Annotated in this window: 16 protein-coding genes and 1 riboswitch; of the genes, 13 read left to right on the forward strand and 3 right to left on the reverse strand. The window is 33.2% G+C overall.

Features of this window, described 5'->3' with window-relative positions; all coding sequences use genetic code 11:
- Window positions 1-500: 500 nt before the first annotated feature.
- From HYN86_RS06840 to HYN86_RS06860, 5 genes are all read left to right on the forward strand, one after another.
- Complete coding sequence (locus tag HYN86_RS06840; protein WP_057117595.1) at window positions 501-1,478, forward strand: pyruvate dehydrogenase complex E1 component subunit beta; 978 nt, start codon at window positions 501-503, stop codon at window positions 1,476-1,478.
- Window positions 1,479-1,548: 70 nt separating this feature from the next.
- Window positions 1,549-4,050 (forward strand): DUF5686 family protein, encoded by a 2,502-nt coding sequence (locus HYN86_RS06845; protein ID WP_113679874.1) that lies wholly within the window; start codon window positions 1,549-1,551, stop codon window positions 4,048-4,050.
- A 197-nt stretch (window positions 4,051-4,247) separates the two neighbouring features.
- Window positions 4,248-4,847: a DNA-3-methyladenine glycosylase family protein gene (locus tag HYN86_RS06850; RefSeq protein ID WP_113677365.1), complete on the forward strand. Its 600-nt coding sequence runs from the start codon at window positions 4,248-4,250 to the stop codon at window positions 4,845-4,847.
- Window positions 4,848-4,958: 111 nt separating this feature from the next.
- Window positions 4,959-5,489: an inorganic diphosphatase gene (locus HYN86_RS06855; RefSeq protein ID WP_057117592.1), complete on the forward strand. Its 531-nt coding sequence runs from the start codon at window positions 4,959-4,961 to the stop codon at window positions 5,487-5,489.
- A 111-nt stretch (window positions 5,490-5,600) separates the two neighbouring features.
- Window positions 5,601-8,144 carry a sodium-translocating pyrophosphatase gene (locus HYN86_RS06860; protein ID WP_113677366.1) on the forward strand — a complete coding sequence of 848 codons (2,544 nt, stop codon included), beginning with the start codon at window positions 5,601-5,603 and terminating at the stop codon, window positions 8,142-8,144.
- A 129-nt stretch (window positions 8,145-8,273) separates the two neighbouring features.
- On the opposite strand, the gene HYN86_RS06865 is transcribed toward HYN86_RS06860, so the two are convergent.
- Window positions 8,274-8,888 carry a deoxynucleoside kinase gene (locus HYN86_RS06865; protein WP_095952570.1) on the reverse strand — a complete coding sequence of 205 codons (615 nt, stop codon included), beginning with the start codon at window positions 8,886-8,888 and terminating at the stop codon, window positions 8,274-8,276.
- Window positions 8,888-9,703, reverse strand: a complete 816-nt coding sequence (locus HYN86_RS06870; RefSeq protein WP_113677367.1) for a hypothetical protein — start codon at window positions 9,701-9,703, stop codon at window positions 8,888-8,890. The genes HYN86_RS06865 and HYN86_RS06870 overlap by 1 nt, the downstream gene beginning before the upstream one ends.
- Window positions 9,704-9,917: 214 nt before the next feature.
- Here HYN86_RS06870 and HYN86_RS06875 point away from each other — a divergent pair, with 214 nt between their 5' ends.
- The 3 genes from HYN86_RS06875 to HYN86_RS06885 all read left to right on the forward strand — a co-directional run bounded on the left by HYN86_RS06875 (window position 9,918) and on the right by HYN86_RS06885 (window position 15,855).
- Window positions 9,918-10,802 carry a GLPGLI family protein gene (locus HYN86_RS06875; RefSeq protein WP_113677368.1) on the forward strand — a complete coding sequence of 295 codons (885 nt, stop codon included), beginning with the start codon at window positions 9,918-9,920 and terminating at the stop codon, window positions 10,800-10,802.
- 38 nt (window positions 10,803-10,840) lie between these two features.
- Window positions 10,841-13,525 (forward strand): carboxypeptidase-like regulatory domain-containing protein, encoded by a 2,685-nt coding sequence (locus HYN86_RS06880; protein WP_113677369.1) that lies wholly within the window; start codon window positions 10,841-10,843, stop codon window positions 13,523-13,525.
- Between the two features lie 92 nt (window positions 13,526-13,617).
- Window positions 13,618-15,855 carry a hypothetical protein gene (locus HYN86_RS06885; protein WP_113677370.1) on the forward strand — a complete coding sequence of 746 codons (2,238 nt, stop codon included), beginning with the start codon at window positions 13,618-13,620 and terminating at the stop codon, window positions 15,853-15,855.
- Between the two features lie 111 nt (window positions 15,856-15,966).
- Here the strand turns inward: HYN86_RS06885 and metK are convergent, their stop codons facing one another.
- Window positions 15,967-17,217, reverse strand: coding sequence for a methionine adenosyltransferase (gene metK, locus HYN86_RS06890; RefSeq protein ID WP_113677371.1), 1,251 nt, complete (start codon window positions 17,215-17,217; stop codon window positions 15,967-15,969).
- Between the two features lie 735 nt (window positions 17,218-17,952).
- Here metK and HYN86_RS06895 point away from each other — a divergent pair.
- From HYN86_RS06895 to HYN86_RS06915, 5 genes are all read left to right on the forward strand, one after another.
- Window positions 17,953-18,141, forward strand: a complete 189-nt coding sequence (locus HYN86_RS06895) for a hypothetical protein (protein WP_113677372.1) — start codon at window positions 17,953-17,955, stop codon at window positions 18,139-18,141.
- Between the two features lie 54 nt (window positions 18,142-18,195).
- Window positions 18,196-19,500 carry an O-acetylhomoserine aminocarboxypropyltransferase/cysteine synthase family protein gene (locus HYN86_RS06900; protein ID WP_113677373.1) on the forward strand — a complete coding sequence of 435 codons (1,305 nt, stop codon included), beginning with the start codon at window positions 18,196-18,198 and terminating at the stop codon, window positions 19,498-19,500.
- A 215-nt stretch (window positions 19,501-19,715) separates the two neighbouring features.
- The gene (locus HYN86_RS06905; RefSeq protein WP_113677374.1) at window positions 19,716-20,804 is read left to right on the forward strand and encodes a homoserine dehydrogenase family protein; all 1,089 of its coding nucleotides are present in this window, start codon (window positions 19,716-19,718) and stop codon (window positions 20,802-20,804) included.
- 645 nt (window positions 20,805-21,449) lie between these two features.
- A complete protein-coding gene (locus tag HYN86_RS06910; RefSeq protein ID WP_113677375.1) occupies window positions 21,450-21,653 on the forward strand; it encodes a hypothetical protein in 204 nt (67 codons plus the stop codon).
- Between the two features lie 189 nt (window positions 21,654-21,842).
- Window positions 21,843-21,950: riboswitch (SAM riboswitch) on the forward strand.
- A 79-nt stretch (window positions 21,951-22,029) separates the two neighbouring features.
- Complete coding sequence (locus tag HYN86_RS06915; protein ID WP_230406439.1) at window positions 22,030-23,013, forward strand: alpha/beta fold hydrolase; 984 nt, start codon at window positions 22,030-22,032, stop codon at window positions 23,011-23,013.
- Window position 23,014 lies beyond the last annotated feature (1 nt).

Below are 23,014 nucleotides of genomic sequence, written 5' to 3' on the forward strand. Positions count from 1 at the left end.
AAGTATATATTTTGAATTTATAATATGCTTTTACAAATTTAGAATTTAATTTGGAATAATTATACTATGCATGCATAATATTTTTAAAAACTATTACGATTTCGAAGATTATGTAGTTTGAGATGATTTTTATCGGAATCTGAAATTAAAAAATCAATCATTTTAGCTGATTGTTAGTAATTTTACAATATCTGAAAAAATTATTATGTAAAATTTTATGTGTTAAAAATAATAATCTTTAGATATTTACGTTTTGATGAATGAATTTCAGAGAAACAAGAATTAAACAAATAAATTAAAGTTTGTCTAAAAAATATTTCCAGTAAATTAAGTGTGAATTTTACGCTATTATATCGATTTCGTAAATATCACAATTAACTTTAAAAAGTTAAAAGCTAAAGAGAGAAAGAACTTCATGCGATTTTAAATTCAATTTATGCTTTTAAGTTATTTAAAATATTTATTTTTGCTCTTCAGAAAATTCAACATACAATATAAATATGAGAACAATACAATTTAGAGAGGCCATTTGCGAAGCGATGAGTGAAGAAATGCGTCACGATGAATCCATATATTTAATGGGCGAAGAAGTTGCAGAATACAACGGAGCATACAAAGCTTCAAAAGGAATGCTTGCGGAGTTTGGCGAAAAAAGAGTTATTGATACTCCAATTGCTGAGCTTGGTTTTACAGGAATTGCAGTAGGTTCTGCAATGAATGGAAATCGTCCTATTGTAGAATATATGACATTCAACTTCTGTTTAGTTGGTATTGATCAAATCATTAATAACGCTGCTAAAATGCGTCAAATGACTGGTGGACAATTTAATGTGCCAATCGTTTTCCGCGGGCCAACAGCTTCTGCTGGTCAATTAGGAGCTACTCACTCTCAAGCTTTAGAAAACTGGTTTGCTAATACTCCAGGTCTTAAAGTTGTTGTTCCTTCAACTCCTTACGATGCAAAAGGACTTTTGAAATCTGCAATTCGCGATAATGATCCAGTTATTTTCATGGAATCTGAGCAAATGTATGGTGACAAAGGTGAAGTGCCAGACGGAGAATACACTATTCCATTAGGAGTTGCTGATGTTAAACGTGAAGGAACAGATGTAACTATCGTTTCTTTCGGAAAAATTATCAAAGAAGCTTTTATTGCTGCTGATGAATTAGCTAAAGAAGGAATCTCTTGTGAAATTATCGATTTAAGAACAGTTCGTCCTATGGATAAAGATGCAATTCTTAAGTCTGTTAAAAAAACAAACCGTTTAGTAATTCTTGAAGAAGCTTGGCCATTTGCAAGTATTTCTTCTGAAATCACATATATCGTTCAAGAGCAGGCTTTTGACTTTCTTGATGCGCCAATTCAACGAATTACAACTGCAGATACTCCTGCACCTTACTCTCCAGTACTTTTAAAAGACTGGCTGCCAAACGCAGGTGATGTAGTAAAAGCAGTTAAAAAAGTATTGTACAAATAATACATATTTAAAATACTCACAAAACTTCATCATTCCTAGTTAATCGATGAAGTTTTTTTTTGCCCAAATGATGAAAAGAATAATTTTACTCAGCCTATTTTTTGTATTCGCATTTGCGACTATTGCTACTGCACAAACGAAAGTGAGTGGAATTGTTTTGGACAAATCTAATCAGCCGATACCTTTTGCAAATGTTGTTTTTAAAGGTTCAAATACTGGAATCGTTTCTAATGAAGATGGTCGTTTTTATTTGGAATCGCCAAATACCTATACTGCATTATTAGTTACTTCGGCAGGATTTTCAGATAAAGAAGTCCCTTTGGAAAAAGCAGTAAATTATAATTTCAAAATTGTTTTAGGCGAAGCCGAAGCCTTAAACGAAGTTGTAATATTTACAGGAAAAACATCCAAGAAAAACAATCCGGCATTAGATATTTTGAGGAAAATATGGGAAAGAAAACGTAAAAACGGACTTTACCAATTCAATCAATATCAAATGCAGAAGTATGAAAAAGTAGAATTTGACATGAATACTATCGATAGTGCTTTCATGAAAAACAAACTTTTCAAGGGAATGGAGTTTATCTTTAATCATGTTGATACTTCGGATGTTACTGGAAAAACTTATCTGCCCATTTTCATCAACGAATCTGTTTATGATGTTTACGGGGATAATAAACTAAAGAAAGTAAAAGAAAACCTAACCGGAAATAAAATGTCTGGTTTTAATGGAAATCAGCAGATTTTATCATTTGTAAAAGACCTTTATTCCGATTATAATATTTACGATAATCACCTTAAATTTTTTGATAAAAGCTTCACAAGTCCGCTTTCGAGAACGGGAATTGATGTTTATAATTATGTGTTAAAAGACAGTGCGTATATTGATAAAAAATGGTGTTACAATATTGTTTTCTATCCAAGACGTAAAAACGAATTGACCTTTAAAGGTGATTTTTGGGTAAACGATTCTACTTTTGCAATCAAAAAAATCAATATGGGCGTAACTAAAAGCGCCAATATTAACTGGGTAAAAGATATTTATATCGAGCAGGAGTTTGAAGTAGAAAACGATTCGGTTTTCCTTTTGACCCGTGATTATATGATGTCTGATTTTGCTTTGAACAAGAAAGAAAAATCAAAAGGAGTTTATGGAAAACGAACGACATTATATCGTAATCATAAATTCAATATTCAGAAACCAGAGAAATTCTATAAAGAAGAAGTCAATTTTATAGACAATGCCGTCTATGAACGACCGCCTGAATTCTGGGAAGAAAATCGTTTTGAGAAATTAAATAAAGATGAAGCGGGCGTGTATAAAATGCTCGATACATTGCAAACGGTCAAGCGATTTAAGCAGTTGTATAATCTCGTCTCCATTTTAGGAAGCGGTTACATTGAATTTAAGAATTTCGATTACGGACCTATTTATTCGACCTTTGGTTATAATGAAGTTGAAGGTTTAAGATTAAGGGTAGGCGGAAGAACTTATTTTGGTCCAAATGACCCTTGGCGTATTCAAGCTTACACAGCATATGGATTTGATGATAATAAATTCAAATACGGACTTTCAGGAAAATGGATGGTAGATAAGAAAAACCGAGTTATTATTTCTGGAGGAAACAGGCGCGACATCGAGCAAATTGGAGCAAGTTTAACTACTACGAATGATGTTTTAGGACGAAGTTTCGCATCTTCTGCCTTATTTACAACTGGAAGTAACGGAAAGTTGACCAATATCAATCTGAGCAATGTTTCTGTTGAAATGGAGGCCAAGAAGAACTTTATTGTTTCGGCGGGATTTTCGTACCGAACATTAGAATCGGCTTCGAAAACTTTTAGTTTAGATTATTACACGACATTGCCAACTGCAGCAAATCCGGTGGGAGTTGTAAAAAGCGATGTAAAACAAACAGAAGCAAATATTCAGTTTGAATATATGCCCAACCGAAAAACGATTGGTTACGGTGTAGAGAGAGATTTAGTAGACAGCCCTTTCAGTCATTTCTTTGTAAACTTTAGTTACGGTCTTAAAGGAGTTATGGATAGTGATTTTGCTTACGAAAAAATACAGATTTTTTATAAACAGCCTATTATAATCGGACCATTAGGAAGATCAAATATTATAGTAGAAACTGGAAAAACCTTTGGAACAATTCCGTTAGGATTGATGAGTGTAATTCCAGGTAACCAAACTTATTTTACGATCGAAAATACGTTTAGTAATTTGAATTTCTACGAGTTTGTTACAGATCAATACACAACTTTGCAATGGAATCATGATTTTGGTGGAAGATTATTTGCCAGAATTCCATTTATGAGAAAATTAAACTGGAGAGAATTTATAGGAGTAAGAGCTGTTCATGGAACGATTTCTGATGCTAATCGCGCCATTAATGCTTCTGGATTACCTTATAATGCTCCTGAAAAAGTATACTGGGAATACAACGCCGGAATTGGAAATATCTTTAAAGTTTTCAGACTTGATTTTTCGTGGAGAGGAAACTATTTAGATATGCCAGACGCCCACAAATTTGCTATAAAAGGATCTTTCGGATTCTATTTTTAAGTTTTTAGATGAGGTTCAGAGGTACAAAGTTACAAAGTCGCAAAGGTTTAAAATCTTTGCGGCTTTTTTGTTTGAGCCAGATTTTGCAGATTCTTAATTTTTGTTAAATTTAAAAATCTGTAAAATCTGCTTGAAAAAACTTTATTCCTGCGGAATTCTTTTTTCTTTAATTTTGAAATAGATTTAAAGTAAAACCCATGCAGGAAGCCATCGATTTTCTAATCAATAAAAATCCAATATTTCGAGAGATAATCGAGAAGTATGGACTTCCGGCAATTCCGAAACGACCGCAGGGATTTGAGACTTTGGTTTTATTAATACTTGAACAGCAGGTTTCTATAGATTCGGCGAAAGCCGCATTCTTAAAAATTAAAGCATGTACTACTTGCAATCCAGAAACTATGGCTGTTCTTCCCGATCAAGAATATCGAAATCTTGGTGTCAGCCGTCAGAAAACAAAATACATTAAGATTTTAGCGGAAGCAATTTTAAATAAAGAACTAGACGTTGAAAGTCTGGCTTCAAAATCGGCAAAGCAAGTCCGCGAAGAACTTATAAAACTGAAAGGCATTGGCAACTGGACGATAGATATTTATTTAATGTTTTGTCTGCAAGAGTCAGATTTGATCCCGTTAGGAGATATTGCAGTCGTAAATACGATAAAAGAATTGCTGAATATTCACGACAAACAGGAAATGGAAATCCATGCCGAACAATGGAGTCCGTATCGATCTTATGCGACCTATTTGCTCTGGCATTACTACTTAAATAAGCGAAACAGAAAAATTACCTATTAAATGCTTGTTTTTTAAACTCTAATGAGGATAATTTAACCTTGTTTTTTATTGTAAAACTGGATTCTTTAGTTATTTTTGCAACCGAAATTATAGAAACAATAAAAAACGAAAATGACCGCAGACAAATTAACGACTTTCGATGTATTAATCGAAATACCAAGAGGAAGCAGAAATAAATACGAGTACGATTTTGAAATTAAAAGAATGCGTTTCGACAGAATGTTATTCTCTTCAATGATGTACCCAGCAGATTACGGATTTATTCCAGAAACTTTAGCTTTAGACGGTGATCCTCTTGATGTATTGGTTTTAGTAAACGAACCAACTTTTCCTGGATGTGTTATGGAAGTTAAGCCAATTGGTGTTTTCCACATGGCAGATGATAAAGGACCAGATGAAAAAATTATTTGTGTACCAGTTTCAGATCCAATCTGGAATTCATTAACAGATTTATCAGATATCAACCCTCACTTAGTTAAAGAAATTGAGCACTTCTTCCAAGTTTACAAAGATCTTGAAAACAAGAAAGTAGATGTTGAAGGTTGGGGAGATGTGAACGAAGCATTTGAAATTATTGCTGAGTGTACAAAACGTTTTAACGATATTGAAAATAAACCAGAGGGATTATTTAGTATTAAATAATTTAAGGTTCCATATTTTATAAAAAAAGCAATACTCCGTCAGGAGTATTGCTTTTTTGTTTAAATTCGTTTCAGTTAGATTGTTGACTATTAACCAAAACCATTAAAAATTATGAATGCATTTATGATTTATCTGCCAATTGTGATGGCAGTTTTAGGATTACTTTTCATGGGAATAAAAAGGACTTGGGTTTTAAAACAAGATGCTGGTGATGGCAAGATGAAAGAGATTTCAGATTACATCTACGAAGGAGCCTTAGCCTTTCTAAAAGCCGAATATAAATTATTAACCATATTTGTAATTATTGCCAGTTTAGCCTTGGCAGGAATTACTTTTATTCCGGGTGTAAAAACACATTTATTAATCGTAATTGCATTTATTTTTGGAGCATTATTTTCGGCTTATGCTGGAAATATTGGAATGAAAATAGCAACCAAAACAAACGTTAGAACAACTCAGGCTGCGCGAACAAGCCTTCCTCAAGCCTTAAAAGTATCTTTTGGCGGCGGAACTGTAATGGGGTTAGGAGTTGCAGGTTTAGCCGTTTTAGGGTTAACAGCCTTCTTTATCATTTTCTTTAATCTTTTTTCTGACGGAGTTTGGAAAGATACCGAAACAATGACTGTTGTTTTAGAGACATTAGCTGGATTTTCACTTGGTGCCGAATCAATCGCTTTGTTTGCCAGAGTTGGAGGCGGAATCTACACAAAAGCTGCCGATGTTGGTGCCGATTTAGTTGGTAAAGTTGAAGCCGGAATTCCAGAAGATGATCCTCGTAATCCTGCAACAATCGCAGATAATGTTGGAGATAATGTTGGAGACGTTGCCGGAATGGGAGCCGATTTGTTTGGTTCGTATGTGGCAACCGTTTTGGCCGCAATGGTGCTTGGAAATTATGTGATTAAAGATATGGGCGGAAGTATCAATGATGCTTTTGGCGGCATTGGTCCAATTTTACTTCCAATGGCAATTGCTGGTTTCGGAATTATATTCTCAATTATTGGGACACTTTTAGTCAAAATTTCAGATGATAATGCAAAAGAAGCGCAAGTACAGAAAGCATTAAATATAGGAAACTGGGTTTCGATTGCTTTAACGGCTGTTGCGTGTTTCTTTTTAGTACAATACATGCTTCCAGAAACGATGCAGATGAGTTTTTTTGGTGAAGGATCAAAAGCTATTTCTTCATTAAGAGTTTTCTATGCTACTTTGGTAGGATTAATTGTTGGCGGTGCTATTTCGTCAGTAACAGAATATTATACGGGATTGGGAACAAAACCAGTATTGGCAATTGTTCAAAAATCATCTACAGGAGCGGGAACAAACGTAATTGCTGGTTTGGCAACTGGAATGATTTCTACTTTTCCAACCGTATTATTGTTCGCTGGAGCCATCTGGATTTCGTATGCTTTGGCAGGATTTTATGGAGTAGCTTTGGCAGCATCAGCAATGATGGCAACAACAGCAATGCAATTAGCAATTGATGCTTTCGGACCAATTTCTGATAACGCTGGAGGAATTGCAGAAATGAGCGAATTACCAAAAGAAGTTCGTACGAGAACGGATATTTTAGATTCTGTTGGAAACACAACCGCAGCAACAGGAAAAGGTTTTGCAATTGCATCTGCAGCTTTAACTTCACTAGCATTATTTGCAGCTTATGTAACTTTTACAGGAATTGACGGAATTAATATTTTTAAAGCACCAGTTTTAGCAATGTTATTTGTCGGAGGCATGATTCCAGTGGTTTTCTCGGCTTTGGCGATGAATTCTGTTGGAAAAGCAGCGATGGATATGGTTTACGAAGTACGCCGTCAGTTCAAGGAAATTCCTGGAATTATGGAAGGAACTGGAAAACCAGAGTACGGAAAATGTGTTGAGATTTCTACAAAAGCGGCTTTACGCGAAATGATGCTTCCCGGGATTTTGACAATTGGTTTTCCAATTATAATTGTTTTGATTGGTAAATTAGTTTATGGAGATAATAATCAGTTGATAGCAGAAATGTTAGGAGGATATATGGCAGGGGTTACGGTTTCTGGAGTTCTTTGGGCAGTTTTCCAAAACAATGCTGGAGGAGCTTGGGATAATGCTAAAAAATCTTTTGAAGCAGGAGTTATGATTAATGGAGAAATGACATATAAAGGCTCTGATGCACATAAAGCTGCAGTTACTGGAGATACAGTTGGAGATCCATTTAAAGATACTTCTGGGCCATCTATGAATATTTTAATTAAATTGACCTGTCTAATCGGATTGGTAATTGCACCAATTTTGGGAGAAGGAAATCCTCCATCCGATATAGCCGCTAATGCTTCTTGTTGTTCAAAAACCGAAATGCACGCGGGAATTTCTAAATGCGGAGATATATCAGGAATGACAAAAGAAGAATGTGTGAAAATGTGCAAAGAAAAAGGCTGTTCTCCAGAAGAAACAGCAAAATGCCTGGCACATTTCGATACAACTGGAAAATATCAAAAAACAGATTGTTTTGATACAAGTAAATACGAAAAGAAATCGGTTCGCGTGGAGGTTAAAAATATAAACGGAAAAACGACTGGAACTGTTACTAAAACAGAAAACGGCAAAACAACTACAGAAGCTTACGAAGGGACCGAAGAAGAAGTACAGGCAAAAATTAACGCTGCGCAATAAAAAACAACATTATCTATATCTATCCTAACAGGTTTCCAAAACCTGTTAGGATCATAATCAAAAGAAAAGCCTCTAAATAATATTTTTTAGAGGCTCCTTTTATTTATTGTAAATCTGTGTAATTCGTGTTTAAAACAATCCGTTTAATTCGGCATCAATTCTATTAATGATGTTACCTAAGTCTTCTGGATTGTCCACAAAATTGATATTGTCAACATCAATAATTAATAGTTTTCCTTTTGTATAGGTCTGAATCCAAGCTTCATATCTTTCGTTCAAACGGCTTAAGTAATCGATAGAAATTGAGTTTTCGTACTCACGTCCGCGTTTGTGAATCTGCCCAACTAGATTAGGAATAGAACTTCTTAAATAAATTAGTAAATCTGGTGGTTTTACCAAAGATTCCATTAATTCAAACAAAGAAGTATAATTTTCAAAATCGCGGCTTGTCATTAATCCCATCGAATATAAATTGGGAGCAAAAATATAAGCATCTTCATAAATCGTTCTGTCCTGAATGATTTTTTTACCGCTTTCGCGGATTTGCTGCACCTGGCGAAAACGGCTGTTCAAGAAATAAATCTGAAGGTTAAATGACCAGCGCTCCATTTGATGGTAAAAATCATCTAAATAAGGATTGTCAACCACATCTTCATAATGTGGTTCCCATTTAAAATGTTTCGCTAATAATTTGGTCAGGGTAGTTTTTCCTGCGCCTATGTTTCCTGCTATTGCTATGTGCATTACGGTGTTACGATTTTATAATTTGATATATCTGTAGATGTAAAAATAGATAAAATTTGGTCTTTGTAATAAAAATTGTCAAAGGTTTTTTCTAAAATTTTAATCTCCAAAATTACTTCAGGATTAGATTTGCCAATCCCTTTAAAATACAGTAAACTATCTTTACTGAAGATATATTGTGCCGTATTAATTATTTCAATTTTATCAAAGTCTGCTATTTTGCCTAATGAAGTAATTTTTCCAAAAATATCGCAGGAAAACCAATTGTTATTTTTGTCAATCCAATAGAAAGTATTAAAATCGGTTTGATAATATTTAATTGGTTCAGTCAGCGGAATTGAAACGGTTTTATATTCGTTTTTTAAATAATCAAAAAGACCAATCTGCTGATTTAAAGTATTGTAAATCCAAAGCTGATTTTGTGTGGACATTCCGATTGCTGAGACAACTATAGGCGTTTGATTCTGTGAAAAATTAATCTCAGTTATTTTATTTAGTTGATTATCTAATAAAACGACACTATTGAAATCTTCATAAAACAAAACCATTTTTAAAGGATTCTGCAAATCTGCTTTGGTAATTTTTCCAAGTGAAACATTCTTGTATTCAAAAATTTCTTTCTCTTTTATTTTACTAAAAACATTATTCGTTATCTGATAAGAATATCCAAAAGCGTCGTAACCTAAAAATTTATCTGAGTTATTTTTAAAATGAGAAATTAGCACTGGATTTATATCTGAATTCTGGGCATTCAGCACATGGAAACTGCAGCAGACACATAAAAAGAATAAGAATTTTGACACAGTTTTACGCATTAGAAATAAATTTACAAGAGTACCAAATTACAAAAATACCTACTTAGAAGTTTAAATTTAGTATTTAAACCTTTTTTAATTGTAATAGTCTAAGAAATAAGGGCTTTTGTCTATGCCGTAGGACTATTTATATATTTTATTTTTAGTACTTTTAAATTAATAATACATTTGATTGTAAGTTTTCTCGGATTTACCCACTTTTAAAGAAAAATAAATGAAGAAAATATTTTTTTATATGTCGTTGATGCTTGTATGTACACAAATTCAAGCTCAAAAAGATTTTCAAGGAATGGCTGTTTATGAGTCAAAAACGCAAGCGCCTAAGTTTGAAGGAATGCGCGGTAACAGAGATATAACACCCGAAATGCAAAAAAATATGGAAGAGCGTTTGAAAAAAATGCTCGAGAAAACTTTTATTTTAAATTTCGATAAATCAGCATCCATCTACAAAGAAGAAGAAAAATTAGACGCTCCAGGACAGCAAAATGGTATGCGTATTATGTTTGGTTCCATGACAGGCGGGGGCGGTACTTTCTATAAAGATGTGAAAACAAAGTCTTACACCGTTGACAAAGAGTTTATGGGGAAAGAATTTTTGGTTGTTGATTCATTGCCAAAATTAAACTGGAAATTAGAACAGGAAACCAAACAAATTGGAGGGTACAATTGTTTTAAGGCGACAGCGGTAAAAGAACCTAGCAAGACCGATTTTAGAAATTTCAGACCTAAGAAAGCAGATGATAAAAAAGAGGACGAAAAAAAGACTTCTGGCGAAACAAAAACCAATTTTGCAGACAATTTTGAGATGCCGAAAGAAATTTTGGTAACGGCTTGGTATACACCAGAAATTCCAGTAAATCAAGGTCCTGAAAATTATTGGGGACTTCCAGGTTTAATTTTAGAAATAAATGACGGAACAACTACAATTTTATGTTCGAAAATTGTTTTGAATGCCAAAGAGAAAGTGGAAATAAAACCGTCTAAAAAAGGAAAAGTAGTTTCGCAAAAAGATTACGATGAAACGGTTGTAAAAAAAATGGAAGAATTTAGGGAAATGAACCGCGGCCGTGCAGGCGGACCACCTCCAATGGGAAGATAAAAACCTGTTGATTTTTACCAGTCTAACCTTACCAATTAATGAATAAATTATTTCTGTTTTTCGCCTTTTTAATAACCTCGATTTCCTTTTCTCAAAGTATTCGTTTTGATGGTTTTATTCAAGATGAACAAAAAAATCCGTTGGAGATGGCCAATATTATGGCTGTAAATACTGCCACAAAAGCAATGGATTCATACGGAATTACTAACGATAAGGGAAAATTTCAGCTGACATTAAAACCTAATACTGCTTATACAATTAAAGTTAGTTACCTCGGAATGAAATCTAAAGAAATCGCCGTAGCAACTAAAGCTGAAAACATGACCCAGACTATTGTTTTAGATGGAGCTGGAATTGAATTGGAAGGTGTGGAAATTGTGCGCGAAATGCCAGTTTCCATAAAAGGAGATACGATTGTTTATAATGCTGATTCTTTTAAATCTGGAACCGAAAAAAAACTGGAAGATGTCTTGAAAAAACTTCCGGGCGTTGAGGTAAATGCCGACGGAGAAATTGAAGTGGAAGGAAAAAAGGTGAGTAAATTAATGGTCGAAGGAAAAGATTTTTTTGACGGAGATACCAAATTAGGCGTAAAAAATATTCCTGCCGATGCGATTGATAAAATTCAGGTTTTACGAAATTACAATGAAGTCAGCGCATTAAAAGGTCTGGAAAATGATCAAGACAATGTGGCGATGAATATTAAACTAAAAGACGGAAAAAAGAACTTTTGGTTTGGAGATGTTACCGCAGGAATTGGTGTAGGAGAACTAGACAGTCGCTATATAATTAACCCAAAATTATTTTATTACAGTCCGAAATACAGCATCAATATAATTACCAATTTTAATAATATTGGAGAATTACCTTTAACAGCGCAAGATTATTTTAAGTTTACGGGCGGATTTAAAAATATGATGAAAAAAGGCGGCAGTAGTTTCAACGTTTCGTCAAATGATTTAGGAATTTCACTGCTTCGAAATAATCGTGCTAAAGAAATCGAAACAAAATTTGGTGCAACAAACTTTGCTTATTCAGTCAATAAAGCCTGGAATTTAAGCGGTTTCGGAATTCTTTCTACTTCAAAAACAGAATTGGAAACCAAATCGCAGACTACATTTTTAGATTCTGGAAATGAGGACAGAAGAGATGAAAGTACAAGTCAGAAGAATAATTTGGGGCTTTTTAAGTTAAGTTCAACTTACAAGCCAAACGATAAATTTCAATTTGATTATGATATCTTAACCAAGTTGACCAAACAAGAAGAATTTTCAGATTTATTTAGAGAACAGATTGTACAGAACCAATCTACTCCAGAAACTATTTTTACAACAAAAAAGCAAGATCCAACTTCGATTAATCAGAACTTGAGTTTGTATTACACACAAAGCGATAAAAATATTTTTGCTTTTGAAATGCAGCATTTATACCAAGACGAGAATCCTTTTTATAATGCCAATCTGCAGACGCTTCCTTTTCCATTGTCAGGATTTGTTGAACAAGATCGAAATGATTACAATCAAAATCGTTTTGTAAAAACCAATAAACTAGATGCTAAACTGGATTACTATTATATGGTAACGCCAAAAAGCAATATCAATATTACTTTAGGAAATACGTATTCGTATCAAAACTTCAATTCTCATATTTTCCAAATATTGGATAATGGAACACGAAATGATTTGAACGATCCGGCGAATAATAATGATGTAGATTATAGATTTAATGATGCTTTTCTAGGTTTTCATTACAAAATCTTAACTGGAAAATTTACTTTGACACCGGGAGTCAGCCTGCATTCCTATCAAATGACAAACGGACAATTAGGAAGCGATTATTCTCAAAGTTTTACTAGATTACTGCCGGATTTCTTTGCTTTATATCAAATTAAAAAGTCAGAAACATTGACTTATAATTTCTCTTTAACCAATGATTTTACAGATGTTAATCAGTTGGCAGCAGGTTATGTTTTGTCCAATTACAGCAATTTGTTTCATGGAAATCGCTTTTTAGAAAATGCCACTTCGCAAGTGCATTCGCTTCGTTATTTCAAATATAATATGTTCAATTTTGAAAATATTTTTGCCAATGCAACTTATACAAGAAAAGTAGATGCCATTAAAACAAAAGCAGATTTTGATGGAATTAACCAATCTTCGGTTCCATACAATTCAAATTTAGCCGATGAAACTTTTTCTGGAATGGGAGCTTATGGACGTTCCTTTTTAAAAAATTACAAAGCTTCGATAAATGCAAGTTTGAATTGGTCAAAATTCAACAACATTCAAAATAATGAAGTTAGAACAACAGAAAGTTTTGTGCAGAGTTATACTGTAAGGGCTTCAACTAATTATAAAAATCTGCCGAATATCGAATTTGGATATAATCTTTTGGTGAATAAATACAGCGGTTCTACCTTTTATACCGATAAGCCATTTGCCAAATTAGATTACTATTTCTTGGACAGTTTCTCCTTTGTTTCAGAGTATGAATTCTATCATTATTACAATGGAGATAAAACGGTTGACAACGAATATGATTTCTTAAGTGCCAGTTTAATTTATCAAAAGAAAAACAGCAAATGGGAGTATAAAATTTCGGCAACCAACTTGTTAAATACACGATATTTGAACGATGATAATTTTACGCAATTCTCCACAAGAGTTTCTCAATATACCGTACAGCCTCGATATATCATATTTTCTATGAAGTACAATTTATAATAATAGAATTGGTTTAATTTTATAAATAAGGTATTTATTTAAATAAGAATGGAATATCTTTACATGAATATTAACAGCCAAATTTTTATATTATGCGCAATTTTATTTGGAGTTTATTGCTATTTACTTCGGCAATTTCTATGTCTTTTTCTCAAGGAAATAATGAAAAAGGAACCTACTTATCGACAAACAAAGGTCAGAAAATCAAATTAAATTTATTGGACGGCAACAAATATGAGCTGGTATTTTATTCAGGTGATTATGAGGTAAAAGGAGATTCATTGCTATTTGCTAAAAATGTAGAAGCACAAACTAACTTTAATCTTTCTTTTAAAGTCGATAAAAAAGCCAAAAGTGTAAAAGTAAAATTCTTAGATCCTTCTTATTATTCCTTTTATATAGGAACCCAAAAAGGTAAAGAAGAAATTAAATACCAAAGAATTTCAGACATCAAAACAAAAATAGATCCTGAATGGAAGCAGACAGATTTAAATTTTGAAATTGAAAAAGCAGACTTTTTATATTTGGCATTTGAAGATAATTACAACCCAACTACGGTTAATAAATATGCCTTGCCAAAAGATGTTTCTGAAATTACAATTAGTTACGAATTAGCGGTTTTAGGAGATTTAAAAATTTCTGGATTTTTTGATAGACAAACAAACCAATTGATAATCTCTGAGAAATCAGGATTAAATCCTTTGGTTTTTACCAACGAAAAGGATCCTCAGCCAGCAGCAAAAACTTCAAAAGTTACTCCTCTAGAAAGTTTGTCTATTGCAAACTGGACTTATCCTGGTAAAGAAGATGTTTTGTTAAGCGACGATTTTGGGACAGGAATTGTTGTTGCAGATACTGCAGTGGCTGTTCAAGATGTTGCTTCTTACAATACCTACAATTTTAAATTAAAAATCGAAAATAACTTAAACAAAGCCATTTCGGCTACTAAAGAATCAAATAATAATAAGTTTTTAGGAGTTTATTTCAATAGTAAAAAAGAGGCCAAAGAGAGTTTTGATTTATTTATAAAAGATCAGGAAACTCAAGCAGGTTATAGTATGTACGACGCTTATAATCCTGTTTACGATGTTTTTAATTATTATTTGGCTGGAGCCGATGATAAAAAATGGCTTAAAAACAATAAAATAACAAATGACCCAAGTGTAATTGTGTTGAATGGCCAAGGAAATGTACTTGCAGCTGCAAAATCTGATTTAGAAGCTCAAAAATATCAATTTAGTTATTATGGTGATTTCTATCGCAAACTTCAGCGAGCGGATGCTTTTGTAACAATGAATGCTATTTTAAAGAACAAAAAAGCCTCAGACGCAGATGTAATCAAAGCATTTAATAAAGCCTCAGTACTGGAAGCTTCTTATGACTATGAGTCAGAAGATGTGCCTGCAGATGCTAATTCAACAGAATTTGTTTTCACAAAAACAGCTTTAGACAAAAAAGAAGTTGCAGCAAGTTGGAAAAAACTAATTGAAGCACATCAAAAAGATACAAAATCTGATATGTATTTGGTTGAAACAATAGTCAGAGAAATCAAAAACCAAGGTTTTACGAAACAGCTTTTTAATGTAGATAAAGTATTAAACGATACTGATTTTCTGGCAATCGATTATTTGATTAAGCATTCTGAAGATATAGAAAACAAACGTACAGAATTTAATAGTGCAGCAGGAGAACTTCATAGTGTTGGAAATCCAGTTTCTGAAATTTCAAATGCACTGCAGTTGAATGTTTATGCATCTCAATATGGTGTTACCGGAAATATTAATAAAGAGAAAGTTAATTCAATTTATAAAAAGATGATTGCATCTGGAAAAGGCAATTTTGATGCTTACCGCAATTATTTTGACTATTTAGGTCAGGTTGAAGACAAAGATGGTTCTAACACAACTTTCTTAAAAGAATTTAATACTTATTTTGAAAGTAATTTAGCTGGAACAAGTCCAATCGAAAAATTAGATACAATTTTTGCTTCATTAGATGCTGCTTCTAGTTACTCTTATGATGGCTGGAATATGTTTAAAGATTATCATTCTAATCTTGCCAATAATGCAGCGTGGACTGTAGTGTTAAAACCTCAGAATTCTAACTTTATAAAAGATGCGATTAAATGGTCTGAATACAGTCTGGTTGTAACCAAAAACAATCCATATTATTTAGATACTTTGGCGCAGTTGTACTATAAAGACGGGCAAAAGCAAAAAGCAATCGAAACTCAGACTTTAGCTGTGAAATATTTATCAAATGTGACAGAGGAGGAAACCGCAGATGAAATAAAAGAAACGTTAGCAAAAATGCAGAACGGAACTTATTAATAAAGATTATACCTAAACATAAAAAAGCCGATTTCTAATTTTAGAAATCGGCTTTTTTATGTTTAGCTAACTAAGATATCTAACAATCTAAGTTAGTCTATAAGTCTAGATTTACAATCCAAATGCAGTTTTTACTTGGTCAACAAAATCAAGTTTTTCCCATGTAAACAACTCAACAGTAACCGTTTTTTCGTTTCCGCCTGGAGCAGAGAAAGTTTTAGTTACAGTTTCTGGTTTACGTCCCATGTGTCCGTAAGCGGCAGTTTCGCTGTAGATAGGGTTTCTTAATTTTAATCTTTGCTCGATAAAGTAAGGACGCATATCGAAGATAGCTTCTACTTTTTTAGCGATTTCACCGTTTGTTAAGTTTACTTTAGAAGTTCCGTAAGTTTCAATGAAAATTCCCATTGGCTCAGCAACTCCAATTGCATAAGAAACCTGAACTAAGATTTCGTCAGCAACACCGGCAGCAACTAAGTTTTTAGCGATATGACGAGTTGCATAAGCAGCACTTCTGTCTACTTTACTTGGATCTTTTCCAGAGAATGCACCACCACCGTGAGCACCTTTTCCACCGTAAGTATCTACGATAATTTTTCTTCCTGTTAAACCAGTATCTCCGTGAGGTCCTCCAATAACGAATTTTCCTGTTGGGTTAATATGGTAGTTGATTTTATCGTTAAATAAATGAGCGTGCTCTGGATTTTTAGCGATAATTCGTGGAATCAAGATTTCGATAATATCTTTTTTGATTTTAGCAAGCATTGCAGCTTCTTCGTCAAAATCGTCATGCTGAGTTGAGATAACAATCGCATCAATACGAGTTGGTTTATTATCGTCGCTGTATTCTAAAGTTACCTGAGATTTAGCATCGGGACGTAAATATGTGATTTCTTTATTTTCACGTCTTAAAATAGCTAACTCTTGTAATAATTTATGAGATAAATCTAGTGCCAATGGCATGAAGTTTTCAGTTTCGTTTGTAGCGTAACCAAACATCATTCCTTGGTCTCCTGCACCTTGCTCTTCTGGCTTAGCTCTGTCAACCCCTTGGTTAATATCTGCAGACTGCTCGTGAATTGCAGAAAGAATTCCACAAGAATTCGCTTCAAACATATATTCACTTTTAGTATATCCAATTTTACGGATTACCTCACGTGCAATTTGTTGTACATCAAGATAAGTATTCGATTTTACTTCACCTGCTAAAATTACCTGACCTGTAGTAACTAATGTTTCACAAGCTACTTTTGAGTCAGCATCAAATGCCAGAAAGTTATCAATTAAAGCATCCGAAATTTGATCTGCAACTTTGTCTGGATGCCCTTCACTAACAGATTCTGACGTAAATAAATAAGCCATAATAATTTATTAAATTAACATTAAGCGAGGAAAAAGTAATTGCTGAAAGTGCTAAAGGAGAGTTTCTGCTTTAGCATTTTTTACTACTGAAATCTATCTTTCAGTATTCATAACGAACCATTTCATTATGAAGAGGTTGCAATCAGTTCAAATTTTTCCTCTGTATTCGCGTGCAAAAGTACAAAACCATTTTGATTTGCAAATTAAAGTTCAACTTTTTTTACTTTATACAACAGAAATTTAACAAAAGCATATTAAATTGATAGGGTAATAGAAATTAATTCGCTTTTTGTTTGGTGGTTTGAAAAAAAGTTCTCACATTTGCCAAACAAAACAAATAGAAAAATGAATTTAACTGCTAAAAATATGTGCTGTATGATGCTGGAAACTTCCGCAGAGTGCACTATTGTTTAGTAATTAAATCTAAAAATAACAATAAGACCTCTGCAGTTTGCGGAGGTTTTTTTTTAATTCAAATTGAGATAGAATCATAGTGAAGCTTTTAAGATTAAAATGAACTTATATCGCTTATATGGTTACAAATTTAAAAAAAAGTAAAATGAATAATTCAAGAGTAAATAAAATGATGATGTGTTGTAAGATGTCGATGTGCGTCCCAATTTGCTGTTGCCGAAAGTGAAAGATAAAATCTTTGTTATAGTTTCAACTATAAGCCCTTTTGGTAAGCCATCCGAAAGGGCTTTTTTATTTTACCAACATTTTAAATTTTAAATCATGAATACACTAGACATAAATACTATCGCATTTCATTACTTATTGAGAACAGACTCTCAAAAGAATGCTCCTAAAACTGAAGAAACAATAAGTGAAGTTTTAAAGTATAATCCAGAGCATTATATAAAAACTCAAAAATCATTATTGTGTCAAATGTATGATCTTGAAGAAGAAGATCTTTATGTTTAAACAATATCAAATACAAAATATAACATATTAACAATATCTAAAAACTAAGAAATCATGAGTACACAAAAATTTGCAACAAACGCACTACACGCTGGACACGATGTTACTAAAAACGGAAGCACAAGAGCGGTGCCAATTTACCAAACATCATCATACGTATTTAATAATGCAGATCATGCCGCCAATTTATTTGGTCTTGCCGAAGCTGGATTTATTTATACAAGATTAAACAATCCAACAAACGACGTTTTAGAACAGCGTTTAGCCGCGCTTGAAGGAGGAATCGGAGCTGTAGTAACGGCATCTGGAGCATCGGCAATTTCTACTGCATTATTGACTTTGCTAAAAGCGGGAGATCATATAGTTGCATCAAACAGTTTATATGGAGGAACTTATAATCTTCTGAAAGTTACTTTGCCAAGATTAGGAATTACAACAACATTTGTAGATCCTTCAAAACCAGAAAATTTTACCAAAGCGGCAAAAGAAAATACAAGAGCTTTTTTTGTTGAATCTCTTGGAAATCCAAAATTAGATGTACTAGACTTAAAAGCAATTTCGGTAGAAGCCAAAGCATTTAAAGTGCCATTTATAGTAGACAATACAGTTGCGACACCTTACTTATTGAACCCAATTAAATATGGTGCCGATATTGTAATTCACTCCTTAACTAAATATATCGCTGGAAACGGAACTTCTTTAGGAGGCGTTATCATTGATGCTGGAAATTTTGATTGGGCAAACGGAAAATTCCCTGAATTTACCGAGCCATCTGCAGGTTACCACGGATTAGTATATCACGAAGCTTTAGGAAATGCGGCTTTTATTGCAAAAGCACGAATTGAAGGACTGCGTGATTTTGGTGCCGCTTTGAGTCCATTTAATGCTTTTCAGATTATTCAAGGATTAGAAACACTTCCAATCCGAATCAAGAAACATAGTGAGAATGCTTTGGCTTTGGCCGAATGGTTAGAGAAACAAGATGAGGTTGTGTGGGTGAATTATCCAGGTTTAAAATCGAATAAATATTACGATTTAGCCAAGGAATATTTGCCGCAAGGCCAAAGCGGAATCATTACTTTCGGATTAAAAGGTGGTTTTGATGCTGCGAAAAAAGTAGTAGATGATACAAAAATATTCTCTCTACTGGCCAATATTGGAGATACTAAATCGCTGATTATCCACCCGGCAAGTACAACACATCAGCAGTTGACAGATGAAGAACAAATCGAAACAGGAGTTTCAAAAGATTTGGTACGTTTATCTGTGGGAATTGAAGATATTGAAGATTTAATTGCAGATCTGCAAACTGTTTTTGCAAGTGTTTCACTTTCACAATACAGTATAAATAAGAATTAGGTTTTTTTGTTTTTTGTTTGAAAAATTGCCTTTAGTGATTGGTTATTGCTAAAGGTGATTTTTTATGAAAAGCATCTCTATAAATCATAAATCATATAAGTGATATAAGTTCATTTTAGTAAAATGTACCACAGTGCGTCTAGCCAATTTAACGCAAAGAAAATTAAATGAACTTATATCACTTATATGGTTAAAAAAACAAAATAGTAGAAATTATGTCAAAGCTTAAAATAAACATTATCCTTTTCGGAATTGGAAATATAGGAAGTACTTTGATTAATCAGATTATCGAAAGTCAGGAGTTTTTTCTTGAAAGTAAAAATGTAGATTTTCATTTTCCTATTATAACTAATTCTACAGTGGCCTTTTTCGAGAAAGAAGGAGTTGGTTATTCTTGGGAAACCAATTTTAGACAATTGGCAGTTCCTTTTAAGGTGGAAGATATTATTGAATTTGCTAAAGAAAATGAATTCGAAAACTTGATTGCTGTAGATGCAACAGCCAGTGATGAATTGGTGAAACATTATAACACGCTCATTAAAAACGGATTTAATATTGTGGCTGTCAATAAAAAAGCAAATACACTGCCGATAGACTTGTACAAAGAGCTCCGATCAGACCTTAAAAAGTATGACAAAGAATTTTTGTATGAAACATCCGTTGATACTGGAATTCCAGTTTTGCAGACTTTAAGAGATTTGTATTATTCGGGAGAAAAAATCACCAAGATTCGAGGCGTATTTTCAGATCATTTAAGTTATGTTTTTAATCGGTTCTCCGCCGAAGATGTTTCATTTTCATCTGTTTTAAAAGATGCAAGTCTTTTAGGATTGATGAAATCAACATTCAAGGAAGATTTATCTGGAAACGACACGGCAAGAAAACTTCTAATATTGGCCAGGGAAGTTGGAAAAGACTTTGACTTCTCCGATATTCAAATACAGCCTTTTATTACAGAAAATCACTTGGAAAAGAATGGAATACTAAATAAAGAGGCCGTTGACAAATCATTTAAAATAACTAAAATAACACAGGCTGAAAATCATGTACTCCGTTATGTGGGCGAATTTGATTTTGAGAAAAACAAGCTCGAGGTTAAATTGGTTTCAGAACCTGCACATTCTCCAATTGGACAATTAAAAGGCTCCGATACGATTTTTGAAATTTATACGCAGTCATACGCACAAGTTCCAATTGTAATCCAAAGTGCACCGCCATGCAAACAGGCAATTTCGAGAGGACTTATAACCGATATTTTGAAAGTTGCCGAAAGAATTAGGAATAGAGAGGCCGTTTGGTCTTAAAAACTTCTTAGAAATTAAAAATATAACTAATGTTCTTTGATAAACTGATTCGTTAAGGAAGTTTAGAAAGCTAAAAAACAAATTATTTTGTAAGTTTTTATAGTCTTTTTCTGTAAATTTTTTTTGTAAGATGTTTTTTGACGTAAAAAAATCACTTTTTAACGTATTTTGTAATTAAATTCTTGAATTTTATTTGTGTAATAAAAATAATAGTTGCATATTTGTTATACCCAAAAACTACTAGAAATCAAATGAACTTAAAAGTCAACAAAATGTTTTGCGCCATTTCGGTTAGTACCGAGGCTGGGTTGTCTATTGCTTAAAAAATTGTAAGAATACAATATAAATATAGTAAAGCCTCCCAAAACATATTGGGAGGCTTTTTAATTTTACACAAATGCAGAATTTAAATAAAATACAATATAAATCACAGATGAATAAATCCTTACAGATGAACAAGATGTTTGCTGTCGCGCTTATTTGCGTGCACGTCTGTTGATACTAAAAGAATAAATGAGTTTAAAAAACTTAACCCTTTTGGTATCTGAAATTCCAAAAGGGTTTTTTTATTCCAAAAAGCGATTTAACATAAACATAAAAAAGAAATAAAGATTATAAAACGCAACTAAACTAAAACTTAATATCATGAGCACATTGAACTACTTAGCAAAAACGATTTCTACTTTGAAAAACAAAAGAACAAAAAGAAATAATCCGCCGCCGCCGGCAAACGAGTTGGCTCACCCAAGATTCGGAATTACTGAAACGGGAAAAAATGCCGAAAAAATAACACCAAATTCTTTGTTGTTTTTGATGTATTCAAAAGAAAATGAAACGCTTTTTATCTAAACTAAAAAGCATCGCAAAATAGGCTTCGGCCTGCTTAATTTTACTGGGCATTTTTGTTCGGTAAATTTTTGCGTATAAGAGTTTTTGCTGCAGTATGTTTATGAAATTTAGCAAACAGTTTCGATAAAATTTGTTTGTTAGAGAAATTAGTAGTTAATTTGCACTCGTTAAGTTCAAAAAAGTATTGAAATGTTATAAAGAAAGGACGAGGGATTAGACCCGATGAATCCTTAGCAACCCTTCGTTAATTCGAAGAAGGTGCTGCATTCTACCACGCCCAACGTGGAAAGATAACAACAAGAATTTTTCTAGTTTACACTAGTTTTTTCTTTCTAATATTTCCAGATACAAATCAGATAATACAACAGATTTGAAATTGGAAAATATACCAAACCCTATTAGCATACAAAATTTCACCACAGAAAATGGTGCGCTTTATCGTACACTGCCTTTAAGTTTTATTATTGCCGGTCAGCCATTGCATAGTGCGCCTATTGTTTTGGTAAATCATGCCTTGACAGGAAATGCGCAAGTTACTGGCGAAAACGGCTGGTGGAATGACTTAATTGGCGAAGGTAAAACCATTGATACTGCTGTTTACACCATTTTAGCTTTTGATATTCCAGGAAATGGGAGCAATTCTTTCCTAATCGAAAACTATCTAGATTTTACTGCAAGAGACATTGCCAGAATTTTTATCGAAGGAGTAAAAGCTTTAAATATTGAAAAGCTTTATGCCATAATTGGAGGTTCAGTTGGAGGCGGAATTGCTTGGGAAATCTTAGCTTTAGCGCCAAATATCACAGAACATCTTATCCCGATTGCGAGCGACTGGAAATCGACAGACTGGCTGATTGCCAATTGTTTCCTGCAAGAACAAATTCTCAATAATTCTTCAAAACCAATCGAAGATGCGAGAATACACGCCATGTTGTGTTATCGTTCGCCAGAATCATTCAAAGAAAAATTTCAGCGTACCATTAATCAAGACCTTTTGATTTTTAATATCGAAAGCTGGCTGGCGCATCACGGAAAAAAATTGCAGCAAAGATTTCAGTTAGCTTCCTATAAATTAATGAATCAGCTGCTTAAAACAATTGATATTACTAGAAATAGTGAAAGTTTTGAAAACTTATTGTCACAATCAAATGCATCAATTCATATAGTAGGAATTAATTCGGATTTGTTTTTTACAGCAAAAGAAAACGTAGAAACCTATGAAGAATTGAAGAAATTTAAAGACAATGTTTTCTACAGCGAAATTGATTCGGTTCACGGACATGACGCTTTTTTAATCGAGTACAAACAATTAGATCATTTACTTGCCGATATTTTTAAGGCAGAAACAATAAAAAAATAAA

The organism is Flavobacterium fluviale (genome assembly GCF_003312915.1).
GTDB classification, from domain to species: Bacteria; Bacteroidota; Bacteroidia; order Flavobacteriales; family Flavobacteriaceae; genus Flavobacterium; species Flavobacterium fluviale.

Bases quoted from the DNA above. Each gene is read 5' to 3' on its own strand.
- HYN86_RS06840 (WP_057117595.1), top strand. From the start codon at position 501: ATGAGAACAATACAATTTAGAGAGGCCATTTGCGAAGCGATGAGTGAA.
- HYN86_RS06845 (WP_113679874.1), top strand. From the start codon at position 1,549: ATGAAAAGAATAATTTTACTCAGCCTATTTTTTGTATTCGCATTTGCG.
- HYN86_RS06850 (WP_113677365.1), top strand. From the start codon at position 4,248: ATGCAGGAAGCCATCGATTTTCTAATCAATAAAAATCCAATATTTCGA.
- HYN86_RS06855 (WP_057117592.1), top strand. From the start codon at position 4,959: ATGACCGCAGACAAATTAACGACTTTCGATGTATTAATCGAAATACCA.
- HYN86_RS06860 (WP_113677366.1), top strand. From the start codon at position 5,601: ATGAATGCATTTATGATTTATCTGCCAATTGTGATGGCAGTTTTAGGA.
- HYN86_RS06865 (WP_095952570.1), bottom strand. From the start codon at position 8,888: ATGCACATAGCAATAGCAGGAAACATAGGCGCAGGAAAAACTACCCTG.
- HYN86_RS06870 (WP_113677367.1), bottom strand. From the start codon at position 9,703: ATGCGTAAAACTGTGTCAAAATTCTTATTCTTTTTATGTGTCTGCTGC.
- HYN86_RS06875 (WP_113677368.1), top strand. From the start codon at position 9,918: ATGAAGAAAATATTTTTTTATATGTCGTTGATGCTTGTATGTACACAA.
- HYN86_RS06880 (WP_113677369.1), top strand. From the start codon at position 10,841: ATGAATAAATTATTTCTGTTTTTCGCCTTTTTAATAACCTCGATTTCC.
- HYN86_RS06885 (WP_113677370.1), top strand. From the start codon at position 13,618: ATGCGCAATTTTATTTGGAGTTTATTGCTATTTACTTCGGCAATTTCT.
- metK (WP_113677371.1), bottom strand. From the start codon at position 17,217: ATGGCTTATTTATTTACGTCAGAATCTGTTAGTGAAGGGCATCCAGAC.
- HYN86_RS06895 (WP_113677372.1), top strand. From the start codon at position 17,953: ATGAATACACTAGACATAAATACTATCGCATTTCATTACTTATTGAGA.
- HYN86_RS06900 (WP_113677373.1), top strand. From the start codon at position 18,196: ATGAGTACACAAAAATTTGCAACAAACGCACTACACGCTGGACACGAT.
- HYN86_RS06905 (WP_113677374.1), top strand. From the start codon at position 19,716: ATGTCAAAGCTTAAAATAAACATTATCCTTTTCGGAATTGGAAATATA.
- HYN86_RS06910 (WP_113677375.1), top strand. From the start codon at position 21,450: ATGAGCACATTGAACTACTTAGCAAAAACGATTTCTACTTTGAAAAAC.